Source organism: Paraburkholderia sp. A1RI-2L (assembly GCF_048957375.1).
Lineage (GTDB): Bacteria > Pseudomonadota > Gammaproteobacteria > Burkholderiales > Burkholderiaceae > Paraburkholderia.
Map to the genome: position 1 here is coordinate 578,542 of NZ_JARBTA010000001.1, position 24,117 is coordinate 602,658.

At 64.9% G+C, this 24,117-nt stretch carries 27 protein-coding genes; 18 read left to right on the forward strand and 9 right to left on the reverse strand.

Annotated elements, in window-relative coordinates; all coding sequences use genetic code 11:
* The first annotated feature begins 68 nt into the window (after positions 1–68).
* The gene (locus PWP93_RS02775; RefSeq protein ID WP_421043379.1) at positions 69–440 is read left to right on the forward strand and encodes a ComEA family DNA-binding protein; all 372 of its coding nucleotides are present in this window, start codon (positions 69–71) and stop codon (positions 438–440) included.
* Positions 441–658: 218 nt separating this feature from the next.
* Entirely contained in the window at positions 659–1,561 is a 903-nt protein-coding gene (gene cysM, locus PWP93_RS02780; protein WP_421043380.1) for a cysteine synthase CysM, read from the forward strand.
* 111 nt (positions 1,562–1,672) lie between these two features.
* On the opposite strand, the gene mltB is transcribed toward cysM, so the two are convergent.
* On the reverse strand, positions 1,673–2,935 hold the full coding sequence (gene mltB / locus PWP93_RS02785) for a lytic murein transglycosylase B (protein WP_421043381.1): 1,263 nt from the start codon (positions 2,933–2,935) through the stop codon (positions 1,673–1,675).
* Positions 2,936–3,199: 264 nt separating this feature from the next.
* On the opposite strand from mltB, the gene PWP93_RS02790 reads away from it, so the two are divergent.
* On the forward strand, positions 3,200–4,126 hold the full coding sequence (locus tag PWP93_RS02790; RefSeq protein WP_421043382.1) for a histone deacetylase family protein: 927 nt from the start codon (positions 3,200–3,202) through the stop codon (positions 4,124–4,126).
* A gap of 76 nt (positions 4,127–4,202) precedes the next feature.
* On the forward strand, positions 4,203–5,021 hold the full coding sequence (locus PWP93_RS02795) for an enoyl-CoA hydratase (protein ID WP_421043383.1): 819 nt from the start codon (positions 4,203–4,205) through the stop codon (positions 5,019–5,021).
* Between the two features lie 43 nt (positions 5,022–5,064).
* Here PWP93_RS02795 and PWP93_RS02800 read toward each other — a convergent pair whose 3' ends face one another.
* Entirely contained in the window at positions 5,065–5,979 is a 915-nt protein-coding gene (locus PWP93_RS02800; RefSeq protein ID WP_421043384.1) for a lysophospholipase, read from the reverse strand.
* A gap of 101 nt (positions 5,980–6,080) precedes the next feature.
* Entirely contained in the window at positions 6,081–6,278 is a 198-nt protein-coding gene (locus PWP93_RS02805; protein ID WP_421024439.1) for a hypothetical protein, read from the reverse strand.
* On the opposite strand from PWP93_RS02805, the gene PWP93_RS02810 reads away from it, so the two are divergent.
* The 5 genes from PWP93_RS02810 (at position 6,277) to PWP93_RS02830 (ending at position 10,806) form a co-directional block, all read left to right on the forward strand.
* A complete protein-coding gene (locus PWP93_RS02810) occupies positions 6,277–7,311 on the forward strand; it encodes a methionine ABC transporter ATP-binding protein (RefSeq protein ID WP_421043385.1) in 1,035 nt (344 codons plus the stop codon). The two genes, PWP93_RS02805 and PWP93_RS02810, sit on opposite strands and share 2 nt — an antisense overlap.
* A complete protein-coding gene (locus PWP93_RS02815; RefSeq protein WP_421043386.1) occupies positions 7,301–7,954 on the forward strand; it encodes a methionine ABC transporter permease in 654 nt (217 codons plus the stop codon). The genes PWP93_RS02810 and PWP93_RS02815 overlap by 11 nt, the downstream gene beginning before the upstream one ends.
* Positions 7,955–7,996: 42 nt before the next feature.
* Entirely contained in the window at positions 7,997–8,806 is an 810-nt protein-coding gene (locus PWP93_RS02820; protein WP_421043387.1) for a MetQ/NlpA family ABC transporter substrate-binding protein, read from the forward strand.
* Between the two features lie 300 nt (positions 8,807–9,106).
* On the forward strand, positions 9,107–9,856 hold the full coding sequence (locus PWP93_RS02825; protein ID WP_421043388.1) for an electron transfer flavoprotein subunit beta/FixA family protein: 750 nt from the start codon (positions 9,107–9,109) through the stop codon (positions 9,854–9,856).
* Positions 9,857–9,870: 14 nt separating this feature from the next.
* A complete protein-coding gene (locus PWP93_RS02830) occupies positions 9,871–10,806 on the forward strand; it encodes an electron transfer flavoprotein subunit alpha/FixB family protein (protein WP_421043389.1) in 936 nt (311 codons plus the stop codon).
* A 77-nt stretch (positions 10,807–10,883) separates the two neighbouring features.
* On the opposite strand, the gene PWP93_RS02835 is transcribed toward PWP93_RS02830, so the two are convergent.
* Complete coding sequence (locus PWP93_RS02835) at positions 10,884–12,170, reverse strand: D-amino acid dehydrogenase (RefSeq protein ID WP_421043390.1); 1,287 nt, start codon at positions 12,168–12,170, stop codon at positions 10,884–10,886.
* Between the two features lie 178 nt (positions 12,171–12,348).
* On the opposite strand from PWP93_RS02835, the gene PWP93_RS02840 reads away from it, so the two are divergent.
* Both PWP93_RS02840 and PWP93_RS02845 read left to right on the forward strand, forming a co-directional pair.
* Complete coding sequence (locus PWP93_RS02840; RefSeq protein ID WP_028215922.1) at positions 12,349–12,837, forward strand: Lrp/AsnC ligand binding domain-containing protein; 489 nt, start codon at positions 12,349–12,351, stop codon at positions 12,835–12,837.
* Between the two features lie 112 nt (positions 12,838–12,949).
* A complete protein-coding gene (locus PWP93_RS02845) occupies positions 12,950–14,095 on the forward strand; it encodes a PA0069 family radical SAM protein (RefSeq protein ID WP_421044989.1) in 1,146 nt (381 codons plus the stop codon).
* Positions 14,096–14,125: 30 nt separating this feature from the next.
* Here the strand turns inward: PWP93_RS02845 and PWP93_RS02850 are convergent, their stop codons facing one another.
* Positions 14,126–14,596: an NINE protein gene (locus tag PWP93_RS02850; RefSeq protein ID WP_421043391.1), complete on the reverse strand. Its 471-nt coding sequence runs from the start codon at positions 14,594–14,596 to the stop codon at positions 14,126–14,128.
* Between the two features lie 188 nt (positions 14,597–14,784).
* Positions 14,785–15,906 carry a PQQ-dependent sugar dehydrogenase gene (locus PWP93_RS02855; protein ID WP_421044990.1) on the reverse strand — a complete coding sequence of 374 codons (1,122 nt, stop codon included), beginning with the start codon at positions 15,904–15,906 and terminating at the stop codon, positions 14,785–14,787.
* 395 nt (positions 15,907–16,301) lie between these two features.
* Here PWP93_RS02855 and rpsP point away from each other — a divergent pair, with 395 nt between their 5' ends.
* The 6 genes from rpsP (at position 16,302) to PWP93_RS02885 (ending at position 20,612) form a co-directional block, all read left to right on the forward strand.
* Positions 16,302–16,565, forward strand: a complete 264-nt coding sequence (gene rpsP, locus PWP93_RS02860; RefSeq protein ID WP_035522523.1) for a 30S ribosomal protein S16 — start codon at positions 16,302–16,304, stop codon at positions 16,563–16,565.
* A 76-nt stretch (positions 16,566–16,641) separates the two neighbouring features.
* The gene (gene rimM, locus PWP93_RS02865; RefSeq protein WP_421043392.1) at positions 16,642–17,361 is read left to right on the forward strand and encodes a ribosome maturation factor RimM; all 720 of its coding nucleotides are present in this window, start codon (positions 16,642–16,644) and stop codon (positions 17,359–17,361) included.
* A gap of 34 nt (positions 17,362–17,395) precedes the next feature.
* A complete protein-coding gene (gene trmD, locus PWP93_RS02870; RefSeq protein ID WP_421024429.1) occupies positions 17,396–18,163 on the forward strand; it encodes a tRNA (guanosine(37)-N1)-methyltransferase TrmD in 768 nt (255 codons plus the stop codon).
* A 150-nt stretch (positions 18,164–18,313) separates the two neighbouring features.
* Positions 18,314–18,709: a 50S ribosomal protein L19 gene (gene rplS / locus PWP93_RS02875; RefSeq protein WP_035522529.1), complete on the forward strand. Its 396-nt coding sequence runs from the start codon at positions 18,314–18,316 to the stop codon at positions 18,707–18,709.
* Positions 18,710–18,794: 85 nt separating this feature from the next.
* On the forward strand, positions 18,795–19,481 hold the full coding sequence (locus PWP93_RS02880; RefSeq protein WP_421043393.1) for a CoA pyrophosphatase: 687 nt from the start codon (positions 18,795–18,797) through the stop codon (positions 19,479–19,481).
* Positions 19,482–19,673: 192 nt separating this feature from the next.
* The gene (locus PWP93_RS02885; protein ID WP_421043394.1) at positions 19,674–20,612 is read left to right on the forward strand and encodes a CobD/CbiB family protein; all 939 of its coding nucleotides are present in this window, start codon (positions 19,674–19,676) and stop codon (positions 20,610–20,612) included.
* Positions 20,613–20,686: 74 nt separating this feature from the next.
* On the opposite strand, the gene PWP93_RS02890 is transcribed toward PWP93_RS02885, so the two are convergent.
* The 3 genes from PWP93_RS02890 to PWP93_RS02900 are packed head-to-tail and all read right to left on the reverse strand — an operon-like array spanning position 20,687 to position 23,267.
* Positions 20,687–21,007 carry a DUF2007 domain-containing protein gene (locus tag PWP93_RS02890; protein ID WP_421044991.1) on the reverse strand — a complete coding sequence of 107 codons (321 nt, stop codon included), beginning with the start codon at positions 21,005–21,007 and terminating at the stop codon, positions 20,687–20,689.
* A gap of 23 nt (positions 21,008–21,030) precedes the next feature.
* Positions 21,031–21,987 carry a ribosome small subunit-dependent GTPase A gene (rsgA, locus tag PWP93_RS02895; protein ID WP_421043395.1) on the reverse strand — a complete coding sequence of 319 codons (957 nt, stop codon included), beginning with the start codon at positions 21,985–21,987 and terminating at the stop codon, positions 21,031–21,033.
* Entirely contained in the window at positions 21,984–23,267 is a 1,284-nt protein-coding gene (locus tag PWP93_RS02900; RefSeq protein ID WP_421043396.1) for a M48 family metallopeptidase, read from the reverse strand. The genes rsgA and PWP93_RS02900 overlap by 4 nt, the downstream gene beginning before the upstream one ends.
* A gap of 189 nt (positions 23,268–23,456) precedes the next feature.
* On the opposite strand from PWP93_RS02900, the gene orn reads away from it, so the two are divergent.
* On the forward strand, positions 23,457–24,098 hold the full coding sequence (orn, locus tag PWP93_RS02905) for an oligoribonuclease (protein ID WP_421043397.1): 642 nt from the start codon (positions 23,457–23,459) through the stop codon (positions 24,096–24,098).
* Positions 24,099–24,117 lie beyond the last annotated feature (19 nt).

Genomic DNA, 24,117 nt, shown 5'->3' on the forward strand with positions numbered 1-24,117 from the left:
CGCGTCTGCCTAAACTGGACTCTCCTCGCCGGCGATGGTCGCTGGCGTTGGCATCAAGGAGATCCAGCATGATCAAGAAGTTGCTCGCTGCGGCAGCGCTCGTTGCCGCATTCGGCCAGGTGTTCGCGGCCGTGGACGTCAACACGGCCAACGAAGACGCGCTGCGCGGCATCAAGGGCATCGGGCCCGCGCGCGCCAAGGCCATTCTCGATGAGCGCAGCGCGCACGGTCCGTTCAAGGATGCATCCGATCTCGGCAAGCGTGTGAAGGGCCTCGGTGGTCATACCGTCGAACGTTTGCAGACCGAAGGGCTGGCGGTCGCGCCTGCCAATGCGCAGGCCGCGCAAGGCACGCAGACCGCGCAGGCGGGTGCGAAGGCCGCCCCAGCGAAGACCACGGCAGTGCAACCGCAAGCCGCAGCGGTGGCTGTCAAGAAGTAGCTTTTTTGACTTCTTATTCAGGAGGCCTACCTGTATCTCACGGGGCTCGTCTCCTTCAGGCACCGTACCGGCGAGGTCGACCCGCGGCCCGGGCCGCGGGTTTTTTGCGCCGCCGACATCCCTTACGCCTGCAGGGCTCCCTCAGCGCGGGATAGCCGCGTGGTTTAGAATCCAAAAATCACCCATCACGCCAGACCGGCGCCCGACCGCCATTACCTATGCCATACAAGACCATTGAAGACACGATCGGCAACACGCCGCTCGTGCAACTCGTCCGCGTGCTCGACGACGAGATTCGCGCCCGCAACAACATCGTGCTGGCCAAGCTGGAAGGCAACAACCCGGCGGGCTCGGTGAAGGACCGGCCGGCGCTTTCAATGATCCGCAAGGCTGAAGAGCGTGGTCGCATCAAGCCGGGCGACACGCTCATCGAAGCCACCAGCGGCAACACGGGCATCGCGTTGGCCATGGCCGCGGCCATTCGCGGCTACAGGATGGTGCTGATCATGCCCGAGGACCTGTCCATCGAGCGTCGCCAGAGCATGGCCGCCTATGGCGCCGAGATCATGCTCACGCCCGTGAAGGGCGGCATGGAATATGCACGCGACCTCGCCGAGCAGATGCAGCGCGACGGCAAGGGCATCATCCTCGATCAGTTCGCGAATCCCGACAATCCGCTTGCGCACTACGAGGGCACCGGCCCGGAAATCTGGCGGGAGACCGAGGGGCGCATCACGCACTTTGTTTCGTCGATGGGTACGACGGGCACGATCATGGGTACGTCGCATTACCTCAAGGAGCAGAACCCGGCGATCGAGATCGTCGGTGCGCAGCCCGAAGAGGGGTCGCGCATCCCCGGCATCCGCAAGTGGCCGGAAGCCTACATGCCGAAGATCTTCGACCGCAGCCGCGTGGACCGCACCGAAAACGTGAGCCAGGCCGCCGCCGAAGCAATGGCGCGCCGCCTTGCCTCGGTGGAAGGCATTTTTGCGGGGATTTCGTCGGGTGGCGCATGCGAGGTGGCCTTGCGCATCGCGCGCCAGGTCGAGAATGCGACCATCGTGTTCATCGTCTGCGACCGTGGCGACCGCTATCTGTCCACCGGGGTGTTTCCGGCGTGATGGCCGCCGTGGCGCGGTAAAACGGGCGCATTGTGCGCCTGAATTGAAAAACGGGCGGGTTATCTCTCGAAAGACAACCCGCCCGTTGTGCTATCCGGCGCTTAATGTTTCTTACTGACGCTGCGCCGATTGTGCGCCGCCGGTCGCGAGCATCTGCGCCTTCACGCGTTGGCCTAGTTGATAGACCGCGAGCGCGTAAAAGAAGCTGCGGTTATAGCGCGTGAGCACATAGAAGTTTTTCAGCCCGAGCATGTACTCGGTCGCGCGGCCCGGGGTAGGCAGGTCGATGACCGTGATCGGCGTGTTGCCCTCGGCGGCGAGGTCCACGCCCGGCTCGTTCAGGGCGAGGCCCGAGCGCATCAATTGCGCGAGCGGCATGCGGGGCTCGGGCTTGCCGTCGGCGGCGGCCTGCGCGATGCCCTGGCTGCCCGCGTCGCTTGCGATCTTCCATACCACGGGGCGGCCCGGCTCCCAGCCGTTCTGCTTCAGATAGTTGGCGACGCTGCCGATCGCATCGGCCGGGCTGTTGCGCAGGTCGATGTGATGATCGCCCTCGTAATCGACGGCGTATTGCACGATGCTGCTCGGCAGGAACTGCGGAATGCCGATTGCGCCTGTGTACGAGCCGAGCACCGAACTCGGATCGAGCTGCTGGTCGCGCGTCCATACGAGATAGTCTTCGAGATTCTTGCGGAACGTCGCCATGCGGTCGGTGCGATTGGGCGTGTCCGGATAGTCGAAGGCGAGCGTGGTGAGTGCGTCGAGCACGCGGAAGTTGCCCATGTAGCGCCCGTAGATCGTCTCCACGCCGATGATGCCGACAATCACCTCAGGCGGTACGCCGAACTGGTCGGCCGCGCGCTGCAGCGTGGCCTCGTTCGAGCGCCAGAAGCGCACGCCCGCGTTGATGCGCACCGTGTCGAGAAAACGCGCCTGATACGCGCGCCAGTTCTTCGCGCTCGGCGTGGGCGAGGGCGTGACGAGCTTCACCGCCGTGGCCGAATAGCTCACGGTCGAGAAGAGCGCGTGCAGCGCGTCGGCGTTGAAGTCGTAGCGCGCGACCATGCCGTTGATGAAGGTGTCGACATTGGCATTGTTCGCATAGCGCTGAGGGACGATTTCCTCTTCAAACGTCTGGCCGCTTTGCGTGGTGCCTTGCTGCGGCGCCGGGACGGGCGCAGAGGGCTTCTTCGCGCCCGGCGCGGCCTGTCCTGCGGATTGCGCCGGTTGCGTCGCCTTCGCGGGTTTCGTCGATTGCGCTTGCTCGGCGCATGCCGACAGTGCCGCCACAGCGCAAAGCGCGACGGCGAAAGACTTGAAGCGCGGTTGGCTGAGGGCGGGTGAAGCGCACAGGTGCGCGGGCTTTTGCGTCATGGCAGGCGGGCGGGTTTGAACGAGAGGACGTGATCCGGCGCAGTATACCCGAGCCCTTGGCGCAGAAAGCCCCTGGACGTGCGCTGGTACGGGCTCGTGGTTGATGTGCGGGGGCGCTGTGGTAACGTGGCAACTGTTCGCGCTCGAACGCGGCCCGTGCGACTGTTGCAAACGCTTGCGCGGCAAACCCGACGAAAGACCTGATGGAGACCCGCAGCGTGCCCGAGTGCAGAACTCGAGCGCACGGTGCGGCCAGTACGAGACATGACGACCGGCTTTTTCTCGCATCCCGATTGCCTGCTGCATGAAATGGGCGAGTGGCATCCCGAATGCCCCGCACGCCTGCAGGCGATCGAAGACCAACTCATTGCGAGCCGCATCGACGCGCTGATCGAGCGCGACGATTCCGCGCCGCTTGCCGGCGAAGGCGCGCTTCTGCGCGTGCACACCCAGGCGCATATCGACTATCTGCGCGCGCTCTCGCCGCAGGAAGGCTACGCGGCAATCGACCCCGACACGTCGATGAATCCGCACACGTTGCAGGCCGCGTTGCGTGCCGCGGGCGTGGCCGTCGCGGCGACCGATGCGGTGATCGAGGGCCGCTACGAAAACGCGTTTTGCAGCGTGCGCCCACCCGGACACCACGCCGAGCCCGCGCGCGCCATGGGCTTTTGCTTTTTCAACAACGTCGCGGTTGCGGCGCGCCATGCGCTCGATGTGCACGGTCTGTCGCGCGTCGCGATCATCGACTTTGATGTGCATCATGGAAACGGCACGGAGGCCGCGTTTGCGGGCGATTCGCGCGTGCTCATGTGCAGCATTTTCCAGCACCCGTTCTATCCGTTCTCGGGCGCGGACAACCAGGCGCCGAACATGGTCAACGTGCCGATGCCGGCGCGCAGCAAGGGCATGGACGTGCGCGAGGCGGTCGACATCATGTGGCTGCCGCGGCTGCACGAGTTCAAGCCGGAGATGGTGTTCGTCTCGGCAGGGTTCGATGCGCACCGCGAGGACGATCTCGGCAATCTGGGCCTCGTCGAGGACGACTACGCGTGGATCACCGAGCAGATCCGCGAGGTCGCGAAGCGTCACGCGAAGGGGCGCATCGTTAGCTGTCTCGAAGGCGGCTACAACCTGTCGGCGCTGGGGCGCAGCGTGGTGGCGCATCTGCGCGCGCTGGCCGATATCTGATCGAGGCGGCCGCCGCCGTTCCCCGAATCCCGCGCGGCCGCATCGGGCGCGCCTACCTTGGAAGGAGCCGTGCATCATGAGTGCCGCAGGCGTTCCGCTTTCATCCGCGTCATCGGCCGATGACGCGCCGCTCGTCGAGGTCGAGCATGACGCGCATGGCGTGTCCGGCGTCGTGCGTCTCACGCTGAACCGGCCGGATGCGTTCAACGCGCTATCCGAAGCGCTCATCGACGCGTTACAGGCGCAATTGACCGGCATCGCGAAATCGGAAGCGCGTGTCGTGGTGATCGCAGCGGCGGGCCGCGCGTTCTGCGCCGGTCACGACCTCCGGGAAATGCGCGCGGCGCCTTCGCTCGATTACTACAAGCGGCTGTTCGCGCGCTGCTCGAAGATGATGCTCACGGTCCAGACGATGCCGCAGCCCGTGATCGCGCGCGTGCAGGGCGTGGCGACAGCGGCCGGCTGCCAGCTCGTCGCGATGTGCGATCTCGCCGTGGCCGCCGAGTCGGCCCGTTTCGCGGTGTCGGGCATCAACCTCGGGTTGTTCTGCTCGACGCCGGCGGTCCCGCTCACGCGCAACGTCTCGCGCAAGGCCGCGTTCGAGATGCTGATGACAGGCGAATTCATCGATGCACAGAAGGCCTTGCGCGAAGGGCTCGTGAATCGCGTGGTCGCGGCGGACGAACTCGATGCCGCGGTGAGCGCGCTTGCCGCGAGTATCTGCGCGAAGCCGCGCGAGGCGGTGGCGGCGGGCAAGGGGCTGTTCTACCGTCAACTGGAGATGGGCATCGAAGCCGCGTATCAACTGGCCGGGCAGACCATGGCCTGCAACATGATGACCGATCCGGCGCTCGACGGCGTGCAGGCGTTCATCGAGAAGCGGTCGGGTAAATAGACGCACTAGCAGCAGCACAGGCAGCCGCAACCGCGCGCCGGCCTCAAGGCAGGTGGCGGCCGATCCAATCCACCATTGAATCAATCACGCGCTGGCGGTCGAGATCGTTGAGCGTCTCGTGATAACTGCCTTCGTAGAGCGTGAGGGTCTGGTCGGGCGACCCCACCTGCGCGCCGAACGCGCGGCTGCCTTCGGGCTCGGTGAGCTTGTCCTCGGTGCCATGCCAGATCAGCACCGGCATGCGCAAGCGTGCGCGGCCCGCTTCGATGCGCTTCATTGCTTCGAGCAACTCGGCGCCCGTGCGCGCGGGAATCGCGCCGTGGTGAACCAGCGGATCGGCGCGGTTCGCCGCGACCACGGCGGCGTCGCGCGCGAGCAGGGCTGCGTCGATCTTCATGGCGGGAAAGCCCGGCCAGACCGCGCTCATTACGCGGCTCGCCGCGATCATCCAGTTCGGCACATCGCGGCCAGGCGCGAGCGCGGCGCTCGAAAGCAGCAGGCCCGCGAACGCGACGTCCGTGCGTGGGGCGCGCTCGATCGCATAGAGCGCGGCAATCGCGCCGCCCATGCTGTGGCCCATCAGGAAGAGCGGCGTCTTGCGCGCGCGGCGTTGCTCGGCGGCGTGCTCGACTAGCGCCTGGGCATCGTCGAGATAATCGTCGAAGCGGGTGACCCATGCGCGGCTTCCGCCGGCGTGACCATGTCCCCGCAGATCGATCGCATAAACATCGATGCCCGCCGCGTTCAGGCGCGCCGCGAGCGGCGCGTAGCGGCCCGCATGCTCGGCGAGGCCGTGCACGAGCGCAATGGCCGCGCGGGGCTCGGCGCCTGGGGCGTACCAGGCATAGAGCGGCAACTCGGTGCCGTCGCGGGAGCGCAGCGTCGTGCGCTGCGGCGGGGCGCTGGCCGTCGATGCCGCTGCCGCGCATGCCGCGTCCCTGGGTTGGGTCGTCTCCATCGTAGCTGCTCTCCCGACTATTTATTGATGTCGTGCTGAACGGTCGGCAGAGAGTAGCACCCGTTTCCGGAGTTTCGGGACATCGACGCCGCAATCCCGCTCTAATGCCCCAAGGTTATTAAATTATCGGAAATGATTATTAATAGGAATTTGCCCGCCAGGGTAAAATGCCGGATCAATTCCAGTCCAGCAAGCGGCGGCTGTCTGCCGGCGCGACGCGTCTTGTGATCTTGTGCGATCGAAAGATCGCGGCACATGCAACGCGGCGCGCGGCACATCCGCCGTTTCGTTTTTTTCATGATCGAAATTCGAAACGTTTCCCAGCGCTTTGCCGGCCCACAAGGCTGGATCGAAGCGCTGCACAACGTCAATCTGACGGTTCCGCCGGGGGAAGTGTTCGGCATCATCGGGCGCAGCGGGGCGGGCAAGAGCACGCTCGTGCGCACCATCAATCTGCTCACGCGGCCCACCGAAGGCGACATCGTCGTCAATGGGCGCACGCTCACGTCGCTCTCCAGCGCCGACTTGCGCGAGGCGCGCCGCGAGATCGGCATGATCTTCCAGCATTTCAATCTGCTCTCGTCGCGCACCGTGTTCGACAACGTCGCGCTGCCGCTCGAGCTCGCGGGCATGAAGCGTCCGCAGATCGAGGAGGCGGTGCTGCCGCTGCTCGAACTCGTCGGCCTCTCCGCGCAGAAGGACCGCTATCCGTCGCAGATCAGCGGCGGCCAGAAGCAGCGCGTGGGCATTGCGCGCGCGCTCGCGAGCAGGCCCAGGGTGCTGCTCTCCGACGAAGCGACGTCCGCGCTCGATCCGGAGACCACGCGTGCGATTCTCGACTTGTTACGCAAGATTAATCGCGAGCTGAATCTGACAATCGTGATGATCACGCACCAGATGGAAGTGATCAAACAGGTCTGCGATCGCGTGGCCGTGCTCGACGCGGGCCGCGTCGTGGAAACCGGTCCCGTGATCGACGTGTTCTTGCAGCCGCGCCACGAAGTCACGCGCGCGCTGCTAGGTGACGTGATCGCGCAGGAGCTGCCGCCCGCGCTCAAGGCGCGCGTGGCCGAGCGTCTCGCGAAGGGCAGCGGGCACTTGCTGCGACTGGCCTTCACGGGCACGGGCGTCGATCAGCCGGTGCTCTCGGAGACGATCCGCCGCTTCGAGCTCGATTTCAACATCCTGCATGGCCAAATCGACGAGATCCAGGGCCAGGCGTTCGGCTCGCTCGCGGTGCTCGCGGGTGGCGATCCGGTGAAGGTTGCGCAGGCCATTGCCTGGCTGCGCGAGCAGGGCGTGGTGGTGGAGGAGTTGTCTCATGTGGACTGAAATGTTCGATATGTTCGTCCAGTCGTTTTGGGAGACGCTCATCATGGTGGGCATTTCCGGCGTGGTCGGCGCGGCCATCGGCCTGCCGCTCGGCGTGCTGCTTTATCTGACCGACCGCGAGGGCGTGTTGCAGAACCTCGCCGTCAATCGCGTGATGGGCGGCATCGTCAACGCCGTGCGCTCGACGCCGTTCATCATTCTGCTGGTTGCCGTGATTCCGTTCACGCGCGTCGTGGTGGGCTCGTCGATTGGCACTGCGGCCGCCATCGTTCCGCTCACGATCTCCGCCGCGCCGTTCATCGCGCGTCTCGTGGAAACCGCGCTGCGCGAAGTGGATCGCGGCCTTATCGAAGCCGCGCAGGCCATGGGTGCGAGCACGCGCCAGATCGTCTTCAAAGTGCTGCTGCCCGAATCGCTGCCGGGCGTGGTGGCCGGCTTGACCATCACGTTCATTTCGCTCGTCGGCTATTCGGCGATGGCGGGCGCAATCGGCGGCGGCGGCCTCGGCGACCTGGGCATCCGCTATGGCTATCAGCGCTTCGAGCCCGAAGTCATGCTGATCGTCGTCGTGATCCTGATCGTGTTCGTGCAGCTCGTGCAGTCGTTCGGCGACTGGCTCGTGCGGCGCTTGAGCCATAAATAAGCAGATCCTTCGAGAACTTCACACAGGACAAGGGGTGGGGGTATGCAACGTCGTTTCATGATCCGGCTGGCGGCTGCGCTTGGTGCGGCCTCGATCGCCGCGCCGCTGTTTGCGCCGCTCCCGGCGCACGCCGACGAGACCATCAAGGTGGGCGTGACGGGCGGCCCGCACGAGCAGGTGATGGAAGTGGTGAAGCAGGTCGCAGCGAAAAGCGGCCTCACCATCAAGATCGTCGAGTTCTCCGACTACGTGCAGCCTAACGCGGCGCTCGCGAGCGGCGACCTCGATGCGAACAGTTATCAGCACGAGCCGTATCTCGACGCGCAGGTGAAGGATCGCGGCTACAAGCTCATCAAGCTAACCGACACGGTCACGTTCCCGATGGGCATCTACTCGAAGAAGAACAAGACGCTCACCGAACTTAAGCCCGGTGCGCGCATTGCGGTCCCCAATGATCCGACCAATGGCGGCCGCGCGTTGCTGTTGCTGCAGAAGCAGGGCCTCATCAAGCTGCGCGCCGATGCTGGGTTGAAGGCCACGCCGCGTGATATCGTAGAAAATCCCCGGAAGCTGAAGATCGTCGAACTCGACGCCGCGCAGATTCCGCGCTCGCTCGACGACGTGGACGCCGCAGCGATCAACACGAACTTCGCAATGGAGGCGGGGCTCAAGCCGAAGCAGGACGCAATCGCGATCGAGGACCCGAAGGGGCCTTACGTGAACATCGTCGCGATCCGCGCGGTGGATCGCAACAAGCCGTGGGCCGCCAAGCTGGTGGCGGCGTACCACTCGCCGGAAGTCAAGCAGTACGTCGAGCAGAAGTTCGGCGGGGCGGTAATCGCCGCATGGTAAATGGGCCAGATAAAGCCTGCGTAGGCCTGCGTAGCAGGCCTGGTTTGCGCGGTGGGATAGTCGCCGCCAGGGTGTCGGGTCCGGTAGAGAATTCGGTCGGAGAAACCCGGGCTTGAGCCCGGGTTTTTTCCGACATAAAATCGCACGATCGTTCGCAATCCATGGCCATCGGACCTGAAAAAAGGTAAGCGGGGCTAGAAGCGGGTTGTGCGGGAAATGTGCTGGCGGGTGGGTGCGAGCGGGAACGCTATCGCTATAATGTCCGCCAGGTTGACGTATTCGTAACTTCGGAGCATGTGAATGAAAGTCCTTGTGCCAGTCAAGCGCGTAGTCGATTACAACGTCAAGGTTCGTGTGAAGTCGGATGGCACGGGCGTCGACATCGCCAACGTGAAGATGTCGATGAACCCGTTCGACGAAATCGCCGTGGAAGAAGCAGTTCGTCTGAAGGAAGCCGGTGTGGCGACGGAAGTCATCGCCGTGTCTGCTGGTGTCGCGCAAGCGCAGGAAACGCTGCGCACGGCGCTCGCGATCGGCGCGGACCGCGCGATCCTCATCGAATCGAATGAAGACCTGCAGCCGCTCGCAGTCGCGAAGCTGCTCAAGGCGCTCGTCGACAAGGAGCAGCCGCAACTCGTGATTCTCGGCAAGCAGGCGATCGACGACGATTCGAACCAGACCGGCCAGATGCTCGCCGCGCTGGCGAACCTGCCGCAAGCGACCTTCGCTTCGAAGATCACGGTCGCCGACGGCAAGGCCACGGTCGCGCGTGAAGTCGATGGCGGCGCGGAAACGCTGTCGCTGAAGCTGCCCGCCGTGGTCACGACGGATCTGCGCCTGAACGAGCCGCGCTACGTCACGCTGCCGAACATCATGAAGGCGAAGAAGAAGCCGCTGGAGACGGTCAAGCCCGAGGACCTCGGTGTGGACGTCACGCCGCGTCTGAAGACCCTGAAGGTTGCCGAGCCGCCCAAGCGTAGCGCGGGTGTGAAGGTGCCGGATGTGAAGACGCTGGTCGAGAAGCTGAAGACCGAAGCCAAGGTGCTGTGAGGAGCGAAAGAGAAATGACGAATCTGGTTATTGCCGAACACGACAACGCAGCCATCAAGGCTGCGACGCTGAACACCGTGGCTGCCGCACAGAAGATCGGCGGCGACGTGCACGTGCTGGTTGCGGGTCACAACGCGCAAGCTGCTGCTGACGCAGCCGCGAAGATCGCCGGCGTTTCGAAGGTGCTGCTGGCCGATGCGCCGCAACTCGAAGTGGGTCTTGCAGAGAACGTCGAAGCGACGGTCCTGAGCATCGCGAAGAACTACACGCACATCCTCGCGCCGGCAACGGCAGCGGGCAAGAACGTCACGCCGCGCATCGCCGCGAAGCTGGACGTCGCGCAGATCAGCGACATCACCGCAGTGGACTCGCCCGACACGTTCGAGCGTCCCATTTACGCGGGTAACGCGATCGCGACGGTTCAATCGGCTGATCCGGTCAAGGTGATCACGGTCCGCACGACGGCATTCGATGCGGTTGCAGCCGAAGGCGGCAGCGCAGCGGTGGAGAAGCTCGACGCGGCAGCAGACAGCGGCCTCTCGCAATTCGTTGGCCGCGAAGTCACGAAGCTCGACCGTCCGGAACTCACGAGCGCGAAAATCATCGTCTCGGGCGGCCGGGGTCTGGGCAGCGGCGAGAACTACACGAAGGTGCTGGAGCCGCTCGCGGACAAGCTGAACGCAGCGCTCGGCGCTTCGCGCGCGGCAGTGGACGCGGGCTACGTGCCGAACGATTACCAGGTCGGCCAGACCGGCAAGATCGTCGCACCGCAGTTGTACGTCGCGGTGGGCATCTCGGGCGCGATCCAGCACCTGGCGGGCATGAAGGACTCGAAGGTGATCGTCGCCATCAACAAGGACGAAGAAGCGCCGATCTTCAGCGTGGCCGATTACGGTCTCGTCGGCGATCTGTTCACGGTTGTGCCGGAACTCGTCAAAGAACTCGGCTAAGCGCTGCAACAAAAAGGGGCGCTTCGAGCGCCCCTTGGATTGCCGACAAAACCCAGGCCTTGCGCCTGGGTTTTTTATTACGCGTATGCTGGGCGATGCGCGCCGGCCGTCTCTCCGAGATAACGATAGACCGAGAGATCGTCGGCGCGGATCGCGGGCTGCTTGCCCGAGATGAGGTCGGCGAGCAACTGGCCCGATCCGCACGACATGGTCCAGCCGAGCGTGCCGTGCCCCGTGTTCAGGAACAGGTTCGAGAACGGCGTGCGGCCCACCACCGGCGTGCCGTCCGGCGTCATCGGGCGCAGGCCGGTCCAGAAGGTGGCCTGCGAGGTATCGCCGCCGCCCGGGAACAGATCGTTCACGCACATTTCGAGCGTCTCGCGGCGCGCTTGCTTGAGCGCCGTGTCGTAGCCCACGATTTCGGCCATGCCCCCCACGCGGATGCGGTCGTCGAAACGCGTGATTGCAATCTTGTAGGTCTCGTCGAGCACGGTGGAGACCGGCGCCGCGCCCGCGTTCACGATAGGCGCTGTGATCGAGTAGCCCTTGAGCGGGTAGACCGGAATCTTCACGAGGCCGGCCAGCATCTTTGTGGAGAACGAGCCGAGCGCGACCACGAATGAGTCCGCGCGCACGAGTTCGCCACCGCACTGCACGCCCGCGATGCGCTCGCCTTGCACCGCGAGGCCGTCGATCGGCGTGTTGTAGCGGAACTTGACACCCAGTTCCTCGGCCATTTTGGCGAGGCGCGTGGTGAAGAGCTGGCAGTCGCCGGTTTCGTCGCCGGGCAGGCGCAGGCCGCCGGTGAGCTTGTGCGAGACCGCAGCAAGCGCGGGCTCGGCACGGCCGAGCTCGGCGGACGTGAGCAGTTCGTACGGAACGTTCGCATCCTTCAGCACGGCGATGTCCTTTGCCGCGCCGTCGAACTGCTGCTGCGTGCGGAACACCTGCAGCGTGCCGCCGGTGCGGCCTTCGTACTGGATGCCGGTTTCGGCGCGCAGCGCCTGCAGGCAATCGCGGCTGTATTCGGCGAGGCGCACCATGCGGCCCTTGTTGAGTGCATAGCGCTCGGGCGTGCAGTTCTGCAGCATCTGCCACATCCACTGCAACTGGAATTTCGTGCCGTCGAGGCGGATGGCGAGCGGCGCGTGCTTCTCGAACATCCACTTGATCGCCTTGAGCGGCACGCCCGGCGCGGCCCACGGCGCGGCGTAGCCGGGCGAGATCTGGCCGGCGTTCGCAAAGCTCGTTTCGAGCGCGGGACCGGACTCGCGCTCGATCACCGTTACCTCATGGCCCGCGCGGGCAAGATACCAGGCGCTGGCGACCCCGACAACACCACTGCCCAACACGACGACTCGCATAGTCTGCTCCAGATAGATTTGTTGGGGCTACGCCGCGCTGCCGAGGGCTTGCCTCACCCGTCTCGGGGGATTCAGCGCCGAAGGCATGAAAAATCAGGAGTAGCCAGTAATATCGACTATGCTATTGTTCTACGGCTAGATTTTGTTATCGTATTTGTCGAATTTTCAGGAAAAACACATGAGAACGCAGCGTCAGCCGGTCCGCGCGCTGGACCGACTCGATCACCGCATCCTTAAGCTGCTCCAGGAGGACGGCCGCATGGCCATGAAGGACCTCGCGGAGCAGGTCGGGCTCTCCGTCACGCCGTGCATCGAACGGGTCAAGCGCATGGAGCGCGACGGCGTCATCACGGGCTACTACGCGCGCGTGAATCCGAACGTACTGGGCGCGGCGCTGCTGGTGTTCGTGGAGATCACGCTCGACCACAAGAGCGGCAACATGTTCGACCAGTTCCGCCGCGAGGTTAAGAAGATCCCGGAAGTGCTCGAATGCCACCTGGTTTCGGGCGACTTCGATTACCTGATCAAGGCGCGCATCGGCGAGATGGCCGACTACCGCAAGCTGCTCGGCGACATCCTTCTGCAACTGCCGGGTGCGGTGCAGTCGAAGAGCTATGTGGTGATGGAGGAAATCAAGGAAACTTTGACGATCGCGGTGGGCGAGTAGTCGCGCGAAGCCGCGCTCGAAAGCGCCCCGTTTTTTAGCGCTCGACAAGGCGTCTCGATACTGTATATTTATACAGTATCGAGACGCCTTGCTGCATTGTGCCGTGAAAGAACTGGACCCTGACCATCCCGCCGAGACCTGGTACCCTGTCGCGCCGCCTGCGCCGCGCAAGGGGCGTGGTGCCGTCACGAACCTGCAGGGGCGCTACGAGGTTGATCGGCGCGAAGTCTTTGACGACGGCTGGCAGCACGCGCAGCCGGATGAGAGCCCCCGCGATCTTGCCGCCGAAGAAGCCCCGGCATTGCGCACCGAGGTCTTCGAGGAGCGCGCGAAGAGCATCCTTACGCGCAACCAGTCGCCCGATATTCCGTTCAATGTCTCGCTCAATCCGTATCGCGGTTGCGAGCACGGTTGCATTTACTGCTTCGCGCGACCCACCCACAGCTATCTGGGGCTCTCGCCGGGACTCGATTTCGAGAGCCGCATTTACGCAAAGATCAATGCGCCCGAGTTGCTCGCGCGCGAAATCGCGAAGCCCGCTTATGAGCCGGAGCCCATCGCGCTGGGCGTGAACACCGATGCCTGGCAGCCGGTCGAGCGCGATATGCGCATTACGCGTCGCGTGATCGAGGTGCTGAGCGAGCGCCAGCATCCGTTCGCGGCCATCACGAAGTCCTCGCTGATCGAGCGCGATCTCGATCTGCTAGCGCCCATGGCGCAGCGCCAGCAATTCATGGCGGCCATCACGATCACCACGCTCGACGCCGAACTCGCGCGCACGCTGGAGCCGCGCGCGGCCACGCCGGCGCGGCGGCTGCGCACGATCCGCACGCTTGCGCAGGCGGGCATTCCGGTTGGGGTGAGCATCGCGCCCGTGATTCCGTTCGTTACCGAACCGGACATGGAGCGCGTGCTGGAAGCCTGCGCCGAGGCGGGTGCGAGCAGCGCGAGCTATATCGTGCTGCGTCTGCCGTGGGAGGTGGCGCCGCTCTTCGAAGGCTGGCTCGAAGCGCATTTTCCGCAACGCGCGGCGCGCGTGATGAGTCGCGTGCGCGACATGCGCGGCGGCAAGGACTACGACTCGGCGTTCTCGCAGCGCATGAAGGGCACCGGGCTTTGGGCCGACCTGCTCAAGCAGCGCTTTCACCAGGCCGTGAAGCGGCTCGGCTTGAACGAGCGGCGTTACGGCATTCTGGATATGTCGGCGTTCATGCGCGCGAAGACGGTGCGCGAGAAGCCGCAACTCGATCTGTTCTAGCGCCGCGCTGCAGTTGTCGGGCAGTCGTCGCTATTGAGAAATGGCCTTGGCCGCTTCGACCTGCGATTCGAAATACGTCTGGAAAGTCAGGGCCAGGCCCGTCATCAGCAAGAATGCACCGATCAGCAGCGAGAAGATCACCACGAAGATCACGGCCCAGCCCGAGCGGCTTGCGCGGCTGCCCGCGAAGGCCGCGTTGAACTGCGCGTCCCACCTGGCGTCCGGGCGCAGCCCGTAGACGATGGCGGCCAGAAATGCCGAGAGCACGGACACGGCGCCGATCACGGCGAGTGTCCAGCCGGGTATCGACTCACGCTGGGTTGCCACGAGCAGGAGCACGCCGGGAATGCCGAGCAGCGTGCCGGCGATATGCGCCCAGCCCCACACGTCGCGCCTTCCGTAGAGATAAAAGCGGTGCGCCCCCAGGCTGCCGAACAGGAAGGCGAGGGCGGCGGTAAGGGTCTTGGAGCGAAAGCGTGCGGGATTTTTTTGATTGGACATGGGCAGACGGATTGGATGACTGCGCGCTGATTGCGCGATGGCAGCTCAAGAACTGCGTGTGCAACAACGGCGCGGCCGCGGGCCGCCGGCCATTGTACGTGGCGCGCGCCTGCGTCAGCAGATGTTGCCGCTTATGCCGGGAAATGGCTGCAGGCATGCGGAAGGGCGCATGACGGCCGCATGTATGGCTAGGGCTTCGCGTAAGTCACGCGATAAATCGCGCCTGCATAGTCGTCGCTGATGAGCAGCGAACCGTCGGGCAGCGGCAGCACGTCCACGGGGCGGCCCCACACGGTTTTATCGGGATTGAGCCAGCCCTGCGCGAATACCTCCTGATGGGCGTTCGTGCCGTTGGCGTCCGCCGTCACGCGCACCACGCGATAGCCGACCTTGCTGCTGCGATTCCACGAACCGTGCTCGGCGATGAAGATGCTGTCACGATACCCGGCCGGGAACATCGTCCCTGTATAGAAGCGCATGCCGAGCGCCGCGACGTGCGCACCCAGCCCCATGACGGGTGGCGTGAAGCCACTGCACGGATGGCCCGCGCCGAATTCCGGGTCGGCGACGTTGCCGCCGTGGCAATACGGAAAGCCGAAATCGAGACCTGCGCGTGCAAGCCGGTTGAGCTTGTCGTCGGGAGTGTCGTCGCCCATCATGTCGCGGCCGTTGTCGGTGAACCATAGTTCGTGCGTCCGCGGATGCCACGCGAAGCCCACCGTATTGCGCACGCCGCGCGCGATGCTCTCATAGTGCGAGCCGTCCGGATTCATCCTGCCGATCATCGCGTAGTGGTCGCGCTGCGGGTCGCCCGCGGGCAGGCAGACGTTGCAGGGCGCGCCTTGAGGGACGTAGAGCTTGCCGTCCGGGCCGAAGGCGATGAACTTCCAGCCGTGGTGGCGCTCGGCGGGGAGCGCGTCGGTGACGACGGCGGGCTTGGGCGGATCGTCGAGATGCGTATCGATGGCGTCCAGCCTCACGATCTTCGAGACCGCCGAAACATAGAGCGCGCCGCCGTGCCAGGCGACGCCCACCGGCATCGTGAGCCCGGAGGCGAGCACGTGGTGCTTGACGACCCTCGCGTTGAGCAATTCGAGCGCATGGACGCGGCCTTCCATGCTGCCCACGTAAAGCGTGCCCGCAGGTGAAAGCGTCATTTCGCGCGCGCCGGGGATATCGTCGGCGAGCACTTCGATGTGGAAGCCGGCCGGCAAGCGGATGCGCTCGATGGGCAGCGCGGCCCGCGCGAGCGATGCGCCCAGGACCAGGAGGGCGGCGAGCGCGAACCGTGCGCGGCTTGGCCGTAAAATGCGAGGCGCTGGGCGCGGGAGCGGCGCTGGCGATTGATGACGGCCGTCGCCAGGCCGATGAGGGGGCTGATCAATGCGGTGCGCTGGGGAAGGCGCGTTGTCGCGCCGCCACAAGCGTGAAAGGTTCGCAATGGGCGAAGCGAGCGCGGTTTTCGCCCGAAACACTTTGGCGCAAATCCACGCCCGCCGCCGCTGTGACGCTGGCGCGAAGCACTGTCCGTGATGTCCGTCAGACGCCGATCGATCGCCGTTCATCGCCGTTTCCTCACGATTGTCACGCCGTTTCCACGCGGTTTCCGTCCAGATTCCCGTTAAGTGTTTGTTATGCCATTGGTTTCGGGCTATAATCGCATGTTTCAGTAGTCCCGAACCCCCGGTTTTCAAGGATTCTAGTAATGGTCATCATCCGTCTGGCACGCGGCGGCTCGAAGAAGCGCCCGTTCTACAACATCGTCGCAACCGATTCGCGCAACCGTCGCGACGGCCGTTTCATCGAGCGCGTGGGCTTCTACAACCCGGTCGCCACCAAGGGTGAAACCCTCCGTATCGCGCAAGATCGCGTGACGTACTGGAAGGAAAACGGCGCGCAAATGTCGCCGGCCGTCGAGCGTCTCGTGAAGGAAGCGCAAAAGGCTGCTGCCGCTCAACCGGCTGCTTAAGTCTTGTTCATGTTTTACACCCGTGCGCGCAGCGTGAGCCGCGTGTGCGAGTCCAGGCTGGCTGCGAGGTTTGCCCATGCCCGTGCATGACGATGTAAAGGCGGACAAGGGCGCTGCCGCAGCGGGCGAAGTGGCACGCAAGGCGCCGTCGTTCGGCGCGTTTGTGCGCAAGCCCGTGGAGCGCCGGCAGGCGCGCGATGGCGCGTCTGAAGCGCTCGGCGCGGCTGAAGGCCTGCGCGCCGAAACGCCGGCGAGCTGGCCTGCCGACGCAGTCGAAGTGGGCGCCGTGCTCGACGCCTATGGGCTGAAGGGCGGGCTGAAGATCGCCCCGCACGCGCAGGGCGGCAAGGCGCTCATCGCAGCGAAGCGCTGGTGGCTTCTGAAGGGCCGCGAGCACCCGGAGCGTCATTCCGCGGTGCGCGTGAGCGCCAAGGTGCATGGCGACAGCGTGGTCGGGCAACTGACCGGTGTCGCCGATCGCGACGCCGCGCTGCGGCTGCGCGGTGCGCGTATCTACGTGAGCCGCGCGGATTTTCCCGCGACCGAAGCCGACGAGTATTACTGGGTCGACCTGATGGGTCTCGATGTCGCCAACGAGGCGGGCGTCGAGCTCGGCAAGGTCGCCGACCTGATCGACAACGGCGCGCAGTCGGTGTTGCGCGTCGAGTATCCCTCGACGGACAAGAACGGCAAGCCCATTACCGGCGAGCGGCTGATCCCGTTCGTCGGCGTGTTTGTCAAGACGGTGGACCTGGCGGCGAAGCGCATCGTCGTCGACTGGGAAGCCGATTACTGAACCTGCTGTGCTGATTCGCTGAACGGAGAGAGCGATGCAGTTTGATGTCGTGACGCTCTTTCCCGAAATGTTCGGCGCGCTCACCGACTGGGGCATCACCAGCCGGGCGGCGAAGCAGCAGCGTTATACGTTGCGCACGTGGAATCCGCGCGATTTCACGACCGACAACTACCGCACCATCGACGATCGGCCTTACGGCGGCGGCCCCGGCATGGTCATGCTGGCCAAGCCGCTCGAAGCGGCGATCGGCGCGGCGAAGGCCGCGCAGGCGGAGCAGGGCGTCGCGAGTCCGCGCGTGCTGCTGATGTCGCCGCAAGGCAAGCCGCTCACGCACGAGCGCGTCGTGCAGTTCGCGCAGGAGCCCGGTTTCGTGCTGCTGTGCGGGCGTTACGAGGCGATCGACCAGCGTCTGGTCGACCGTTGCGTGGACGAGGAAGTCAGCCTTGGCGACTTCGTGCTGTCGGGCGGCGAATTGCCGGCGATGGCGCTGATGGATGCCGTGGTGCGGCTTCTGCCAGGCGTGCTCAACGATGCGCAATCGGCGGTGCAGGACAGTTTCGTGGACGGTCTGCTCGACTGTCCGCACTACACGCGGCCCGAGGAATACGACGGCGTGCGTGTGCCCGATGTGCTGCTAGGCGGCCATCATGCGGAAATCGAGCAATGGCGCCGCCGCGAAGCGTTGCGCAACACGTGGCAAAAGCGGCCCGATCTGATCGCGCGGGCCAGGAAGAACAAAACGTTGAGCCGTGCCGACGAGGCATGGCTCGCCAGTCTCGCGAAGGGCGCGAATGAAGCGTAAGGCTTCGGACGGGCGCGGCGCGGGGCGTCAAAGGCGGTGCCGCTTCATGCGTGAACGGCGCCAGTTGTGAATCCATCCTCTATCGGGGCCGTAGTTGCAGGCAATCCTGCACAGGTACGAACGCCGACAAGATGGCTTACGGAGTCAGTCATGAATCTGATTGAAAAACTCGAGCAGGAAGAAATCCAGCGCGTGCTGGGCGAGAAGACCATCCCCGAATTCGCTCCCGGCGATACGGTGATCGTCAACGTGAACGTGGTTGAAGGCAACCGCAAGCGCGTTCAGGCATACGAAGGCGTCGTGATCGCAAAGCGTAACCGCGGTCTGAACTCGTCGTTCATCGTTCGCAAGATCTCGTCGGGCGAAGGCGTCGAGCGTACGTTCCAGACGTACTCGCCGCTGCTGGCAAGCATCGTGGTGAAGCGTCGCGGCGACGTGCGTCGCGCGAAGCTGTACTACCTGCGCAACCTGTCGGGCAAGAAGGCTCGCATCAAGGAAAAGCTGGTGTCGAAAGACCGCGCAGCTGCTCCGGCCGAGCAGGCGTAAAAGCTGTAAGAAAAAGCACCCCTCGGGGTGCTTTTTTGTTTTTGGTCGCAAAATACGTAGATGTGCCTGAATCCAGAGTCAGCCGTTGATCCGTCCAGTATTTGAACCCGAAAGCCTGCCGATCGAATCGACGGGCATCGACCTGCCTCCTGTCGCCGCCGGCCGACTCACGCCCGACGGCCTGCGCGCGCGTTTCGAGCAGCGCTTGCCGTGGGATCCGGAGCCCCAGGAGGCGCGCGTGACCGAGATTCGCGATCCGCGCGAAGCCGCCGTGCTTATGCCGATCGCGATGCGGCCCGGTGGCCTCACCGTGCTGCTCACGCAGCGCGCCGACAACCTCAGCAACCACGCCGGCCAAGTGAGCTTCCCGGGCGGCAGCCGCGAACCCGCCGACGCCACGCCGATCGCCGCCGCGCTGCGCGAGGCGCAAGAGGAGGTGGATCTCGATCCCGCGCGCGTCGAGGTGCTGGGTGCGCTGCCCGACTACCTCACGGGCACGGGTTTCAAGGTGACACCCGTGGTGGGCCTCGTGCACGAGCCGTTCACGGTGATCGCCGATTCGCTCGAAGTGGCGAGCATCTTCGAAGTGCCGCTCGACTTTTTGATGAACCCCGCGCATCACCAGGTGCGCGTGCTGCGCTGGGAAGGCGGCGAGCGCCGCTTCTTCGCCATGCCATATCCGCAGGCAGGTGATGGCGTGAGCGGCACGCACTTCATCTGGGGCGCGACGGCGGGCATGCTGCGCAACTTTTATCGTTTTCTGCTCGCCTGACGCAGAGCGTTTTTGCGAAGCGGCAGGCGTCGCGTCTTGGCGCGCGGCGCGGTTTCGCCTCGCAAGATCCAGCTCGACCGCGTTCCGCTGTTGTGTCTTTGCAGCCACTTGCTCAGGCACATCTGGCCCTGTGATATCGTTGCAACAATTTCTGAAAACCCCTTTTGCAATCCCACTTGCGCGGCGCGTGGCATGACTTTCTTCTCCGTATTGCTGGCTCTCGTCATCGAACAGGTGCGGGCGCTTTCGCCCAATAATCCGGTGACGGCGCTCCTGCGCCTCAATGCGGACTGGGCCGCGCATGGCTTCGACGCGGGCAAGAAAAAACACGGCGTGATTGCCTGGCTCGTGGTGGTGGTGCCCTGGACGGTGGCCACTGCGCTGATCTACTACGTGCTTTATCACATCAGCTTCGTGCTGGCGTTTCTCTGGAACGTGGTGGTGGTGTACTTCACGCTGGGCTTCCGGCAGTTCAGCCACTATTTCACCGACATTCACCTTGCGCTGAACAACGACGACGTGCCGCGCGCGAGAGAGATCCTCACCGAATGGACCGGCATCGACGCCGTGGACATGCCCGTGAGCGAGATCGTGCGCCATACGCTCATTCACGCCGTGGTGGCCTCGCACCGCCACGTATTCGGCGTGTTCTTCTGGTTTCTCGTGCCGATCGGGCCGGCGGGCGCGGTGCTGTACCGGATTGCCGAATATCTGGCGCGCGCATGGTCGCGTCCCGCCGACGACCGCACCGAGGCCTTCTCGGACTTCGCACAGCATGTGTTCTTCGTGATCGATTGGGTGCCGGCGCGACTGACGTCGCTGGGCTTTTCGATCGTCGGCAATTTCGAGGACGCGATCTACTCGTGGCGTAACCATACGAACCAGTGGCCCGACACCAACGAAGGCGTGCTGCTCGCGACCGGCAGCGGCGCGCTGGGCGCGCGTCTCTCGGGGCCGCTCGCTGAGCAGTCGAGCGTCGACGCACTGGCCCAGCCCGGCGAGGGCGATCCGTACACGGTTGGCGACGACTGCACGCCGCGCACGCTGCAATCGGCGGTGGGCCTCGTGTGGCGCGCGGTGATCCTGTGGATGATCCTGCTGCTCATGCTGACCATTGCCGTCTGGATCTGAACGGTCCTGGCGCACAAGGTGCAACGGCTCGCGATCAGCGAGCCGTTTTTGTTTCTGCGTGCGCCAGAGCGGTTTCATTCATCGCGCGGATCACGTTCGCGGCCGCATTGCCAGCACACCGTGAATTGCGCTTCCAGCGTTTCGCCGCACTGTGGGCAGCGCCACGATGGCGCGCCGGGTGGCGGGCCGTTGGTGGCGTCGGCGATCAGCTTGCGCGCAAGGGTTTCGTCGCGTTCGTCGGCGAGCCAGATTTCCGGCGCGCACTGATCGGCGGGAATCTCGCCCATCGCGCCGCTCAGATAGCGGTTGTGCAACTCGCATGGCACGCCGGCAGCTTCGAGGATATTCATCCAGTGCTGGGCGATGACCCCATTCGGCGCGCGCGCGAGCCTGATCATAGTGGTATGGGGAGAGAGCGTCAGCGCACGATCTGGCTGATCTCGTGCACGAGTTGCGCATAGAGCGCGTGGCGCTCCGGCGCGACGCGGCCGTCCTCCACCGCGTCGAGCACCGCGCAGCCCGGCTCGTGCAGATGATGGCAGTTGTAGAAGCGGCAATGCGCGAGCAGCGGGCGGAACTCGGGGAAGGCGCGCTCGAGCGTGCCTTCGGTGAGGTGGTAGAGCCCGAATTCCTGGAAACCCGGCGAGTCGATCAGCGCGCCTCCTTCGGGAAGTGTGTAGAGACGCGTGAACGTCGTGGTGTGGCGGCCGCTGTTGAGCGCCGTCGAGATCTCGCGCGTGGCGGCCTCGGCGTCGGGAATCAGCAGGTTCACGAGCGTCGATTTACCCATGCCCGATTGCCCGAGCAGGATCGTCTGATGGCCGTGCAGATGCCTGGAGAGAATCGCGTGCGCCTCTTCGGGATGCTGCTTCTCCGACACTTCCAGCACCGTGTAGCCTAGCGCCCGATAACGCTCGAGCCGCTGGCGCGCGAGCGGCAGCGCCGCTTCCAGGTCGATCTTGTTGAGCAGGATGATCGGCGTCAGGTCGTTGGCCTCGGCGGCCACCAACGCGCGGCCGAGCAGGTCTTCGCTGAAGTGCGGCTCGGTGGCGAGCACGATCAGCAACTGGTCGAGGTTGGCCGCGAACAGCTTCGACTTGAACTGGTCCGAGCGATACAGCAGGTTGCGCCGCTTGCCGATCGCGACGATCACGCCCTGGTCCGCCGAAGTCGATTGATACTCGACGCGGTCGCCCACCGCGACCTCGCTTTTCTTGCCGCGCGGGAAGCACTGCAGCGCCGCGCCGCCGCCGTCGGGCGCGACCAGGTAGTGGCGCCCGTGCGCCGCAATCACGACGCCGTGCAGCGTCGCCCCCGTGCCTGCCTGTGCTGCTTGTGCCATGCCGCCGGCGGCTTTCGTCGCGCGCCGGTTCATGCGTGCGAGAGCAGTCGATCGATCCGCTGCGAAGCCGGCGGATGCGAGTAATAGAACGCGGTGTAGAGCGGGTCCGGCGTGAGCGTGGACGCGTTGTCCTCATACAGCTTGACGAGCGCGTTCACGAGGTTCTGCGCGTCGGTCTGCGTGGCGGCGAAGGCGTCGGCCTCGAACTCGTGCTTGCGTGAGCTGAGGCTGCTGAGCGGTGTGACGAAGAACAGGAACACCGGCACGGCGAGGAAGAACAGCACGAGCGCGAGCCCGTCGTTGCCGCCGAGCAGCGACGGCCGCACGCCGAGGCCCTCGTAGAACCACACGCGCTGGGTGAGCCAGCCGAGCGCGCCGAGCAGCACGAGGCTGATCGCGAACGTGACTACCATGCGCTTGATCACGTGGCGGCGCTTGAAATGGCCGAGCTCGTGCGCGAGCACGGCCTCGATCTCGCTGCCCGAGAGGCGCGCGAGCAAGGTGTCGAAGAAGACGATGCGCTTGGCGGCGCCGAAGCCCGTGAAATAGGCGTTGCCGTGCGCGGAGCGGCGGCTGCCGTCCATCACGAACAGGCCCTTGGCCGCGAAGCCGCAGCGCTGCATGAGCGCTTCGATGCGCGAACGCAGCGCCTCGTCGCGCAGCGGCTCGAACTTGTTGAAGAGCGGCGCGATGAAGGTCGGGTAGAGCACCAGCACGAGCATCTGGAACGCGACCCAGACCACCCACGTCCAGAGCCACCAGAGGCTGCCGGCCTGCTTCATGAGCCACAGCACCACGAAGAGCAGCGGAATGCCGAACAGCGCGCCGATCAGCAGGCCCTTGATGCGATCGGCGAAGAAGATGCGCCGCGACATGCGGTTAAAGCCGAAGCGCTCCTCGATCACGAACTGGCGGTAGTAATCGAGCGGCAATTCGACGATGCCGCTCACCGCGAGCACGGCGGCGACCAGCGCGATCTGCCCAACGTAGTCGCGCCCGATCAGGTCTGAAATGCCGAGGTCGATCGCCTGCACGCCGCCGAGCAGCGTGAGCGCGATCAGCACGACCGCGGAAAGCACGATTTCGATCATGCCGAGGCGCGTGCGCGCGACCGTGTAGTCGGCGGCGCGCTGGTGCGCGGCTAGCGGAATCGTCGCCGCGAACTGGGTGGGGACTGCGCCGCGATGAGCGGCCACGAAGCGGACCTGGCGCGAGGCGAGCCAGAGCTTGGTCGCCACCATGGCCAGCACGGCGACAACGAAAATCACGCTGAAAGTCAGCGCGGGGGACAACGCAGTTGATGAGGTCGGCATCCAGGGAGTCCGTGGTATCTATGCGACAATTATATGTTCTCGGCGGCCCGGCCATGGCATCCCCGCCAAGGGCTTGCTTCCGGCGTGCGGGCCGCGCCTGTATGGCGCATGAGCGCCGCTTCTCAACCCGCATTCAACCCGCATTCAACCCGCATTCAACCCGCATTCAACCGCTCCAGGCTGCTTCACATGACTGATATCACTTCTGCCGACCCGGCGGGCCAGGCGACTCCGGCGATGGAGCGCACCGACATGAACTTGATCTGGCTCGACATGGAGATGACGGGGCTCGATCCCGACAACGACCGGATCATCGAAATCGCCGTGGTGGTGACCAATTCCACGCTCGACAAGATCGTCGAGGGGCCCGTGCTGGCGATCCATCAGCCCGAAGCCGTGCTCGACCGCATGGACGAGTGGAATCGCAACACGCACGGCCGCTCGGGCCTGACCGAGCGCGTGCGCGCCTCCACCGTGACCGAGGAAAGCGCAACGGAGCAGATTCTCGCGTTTCTCTCACAGTACGTGCCGCCGGGCAAGTCGCCGATGTGCGGCAACTCGATCTGCCAGGACCGCCGCTTCATGGCGCGCTGGATGCCTGCGCTCGAGCGCTTTTTCCACTACCGCAATCTCGACGTGAGCACGCTCAAGGAGTTGTGCCGCCGCTGGCAGCCGACGATCTACAAGGGCTTCCAGAAGCGCGCGATGCATACGGCGCTGGCCGATATCCACGAGTCCATCGACGAGCTCAAGTACTACCGCGAGCATTTCCTGATTCCGTCGGCGGGCGTGGCGGCCGCCGACGCGCCGGCGGGCGGGGTGGCGCAGTAAGGAAGAGGCGCCCGCAGGC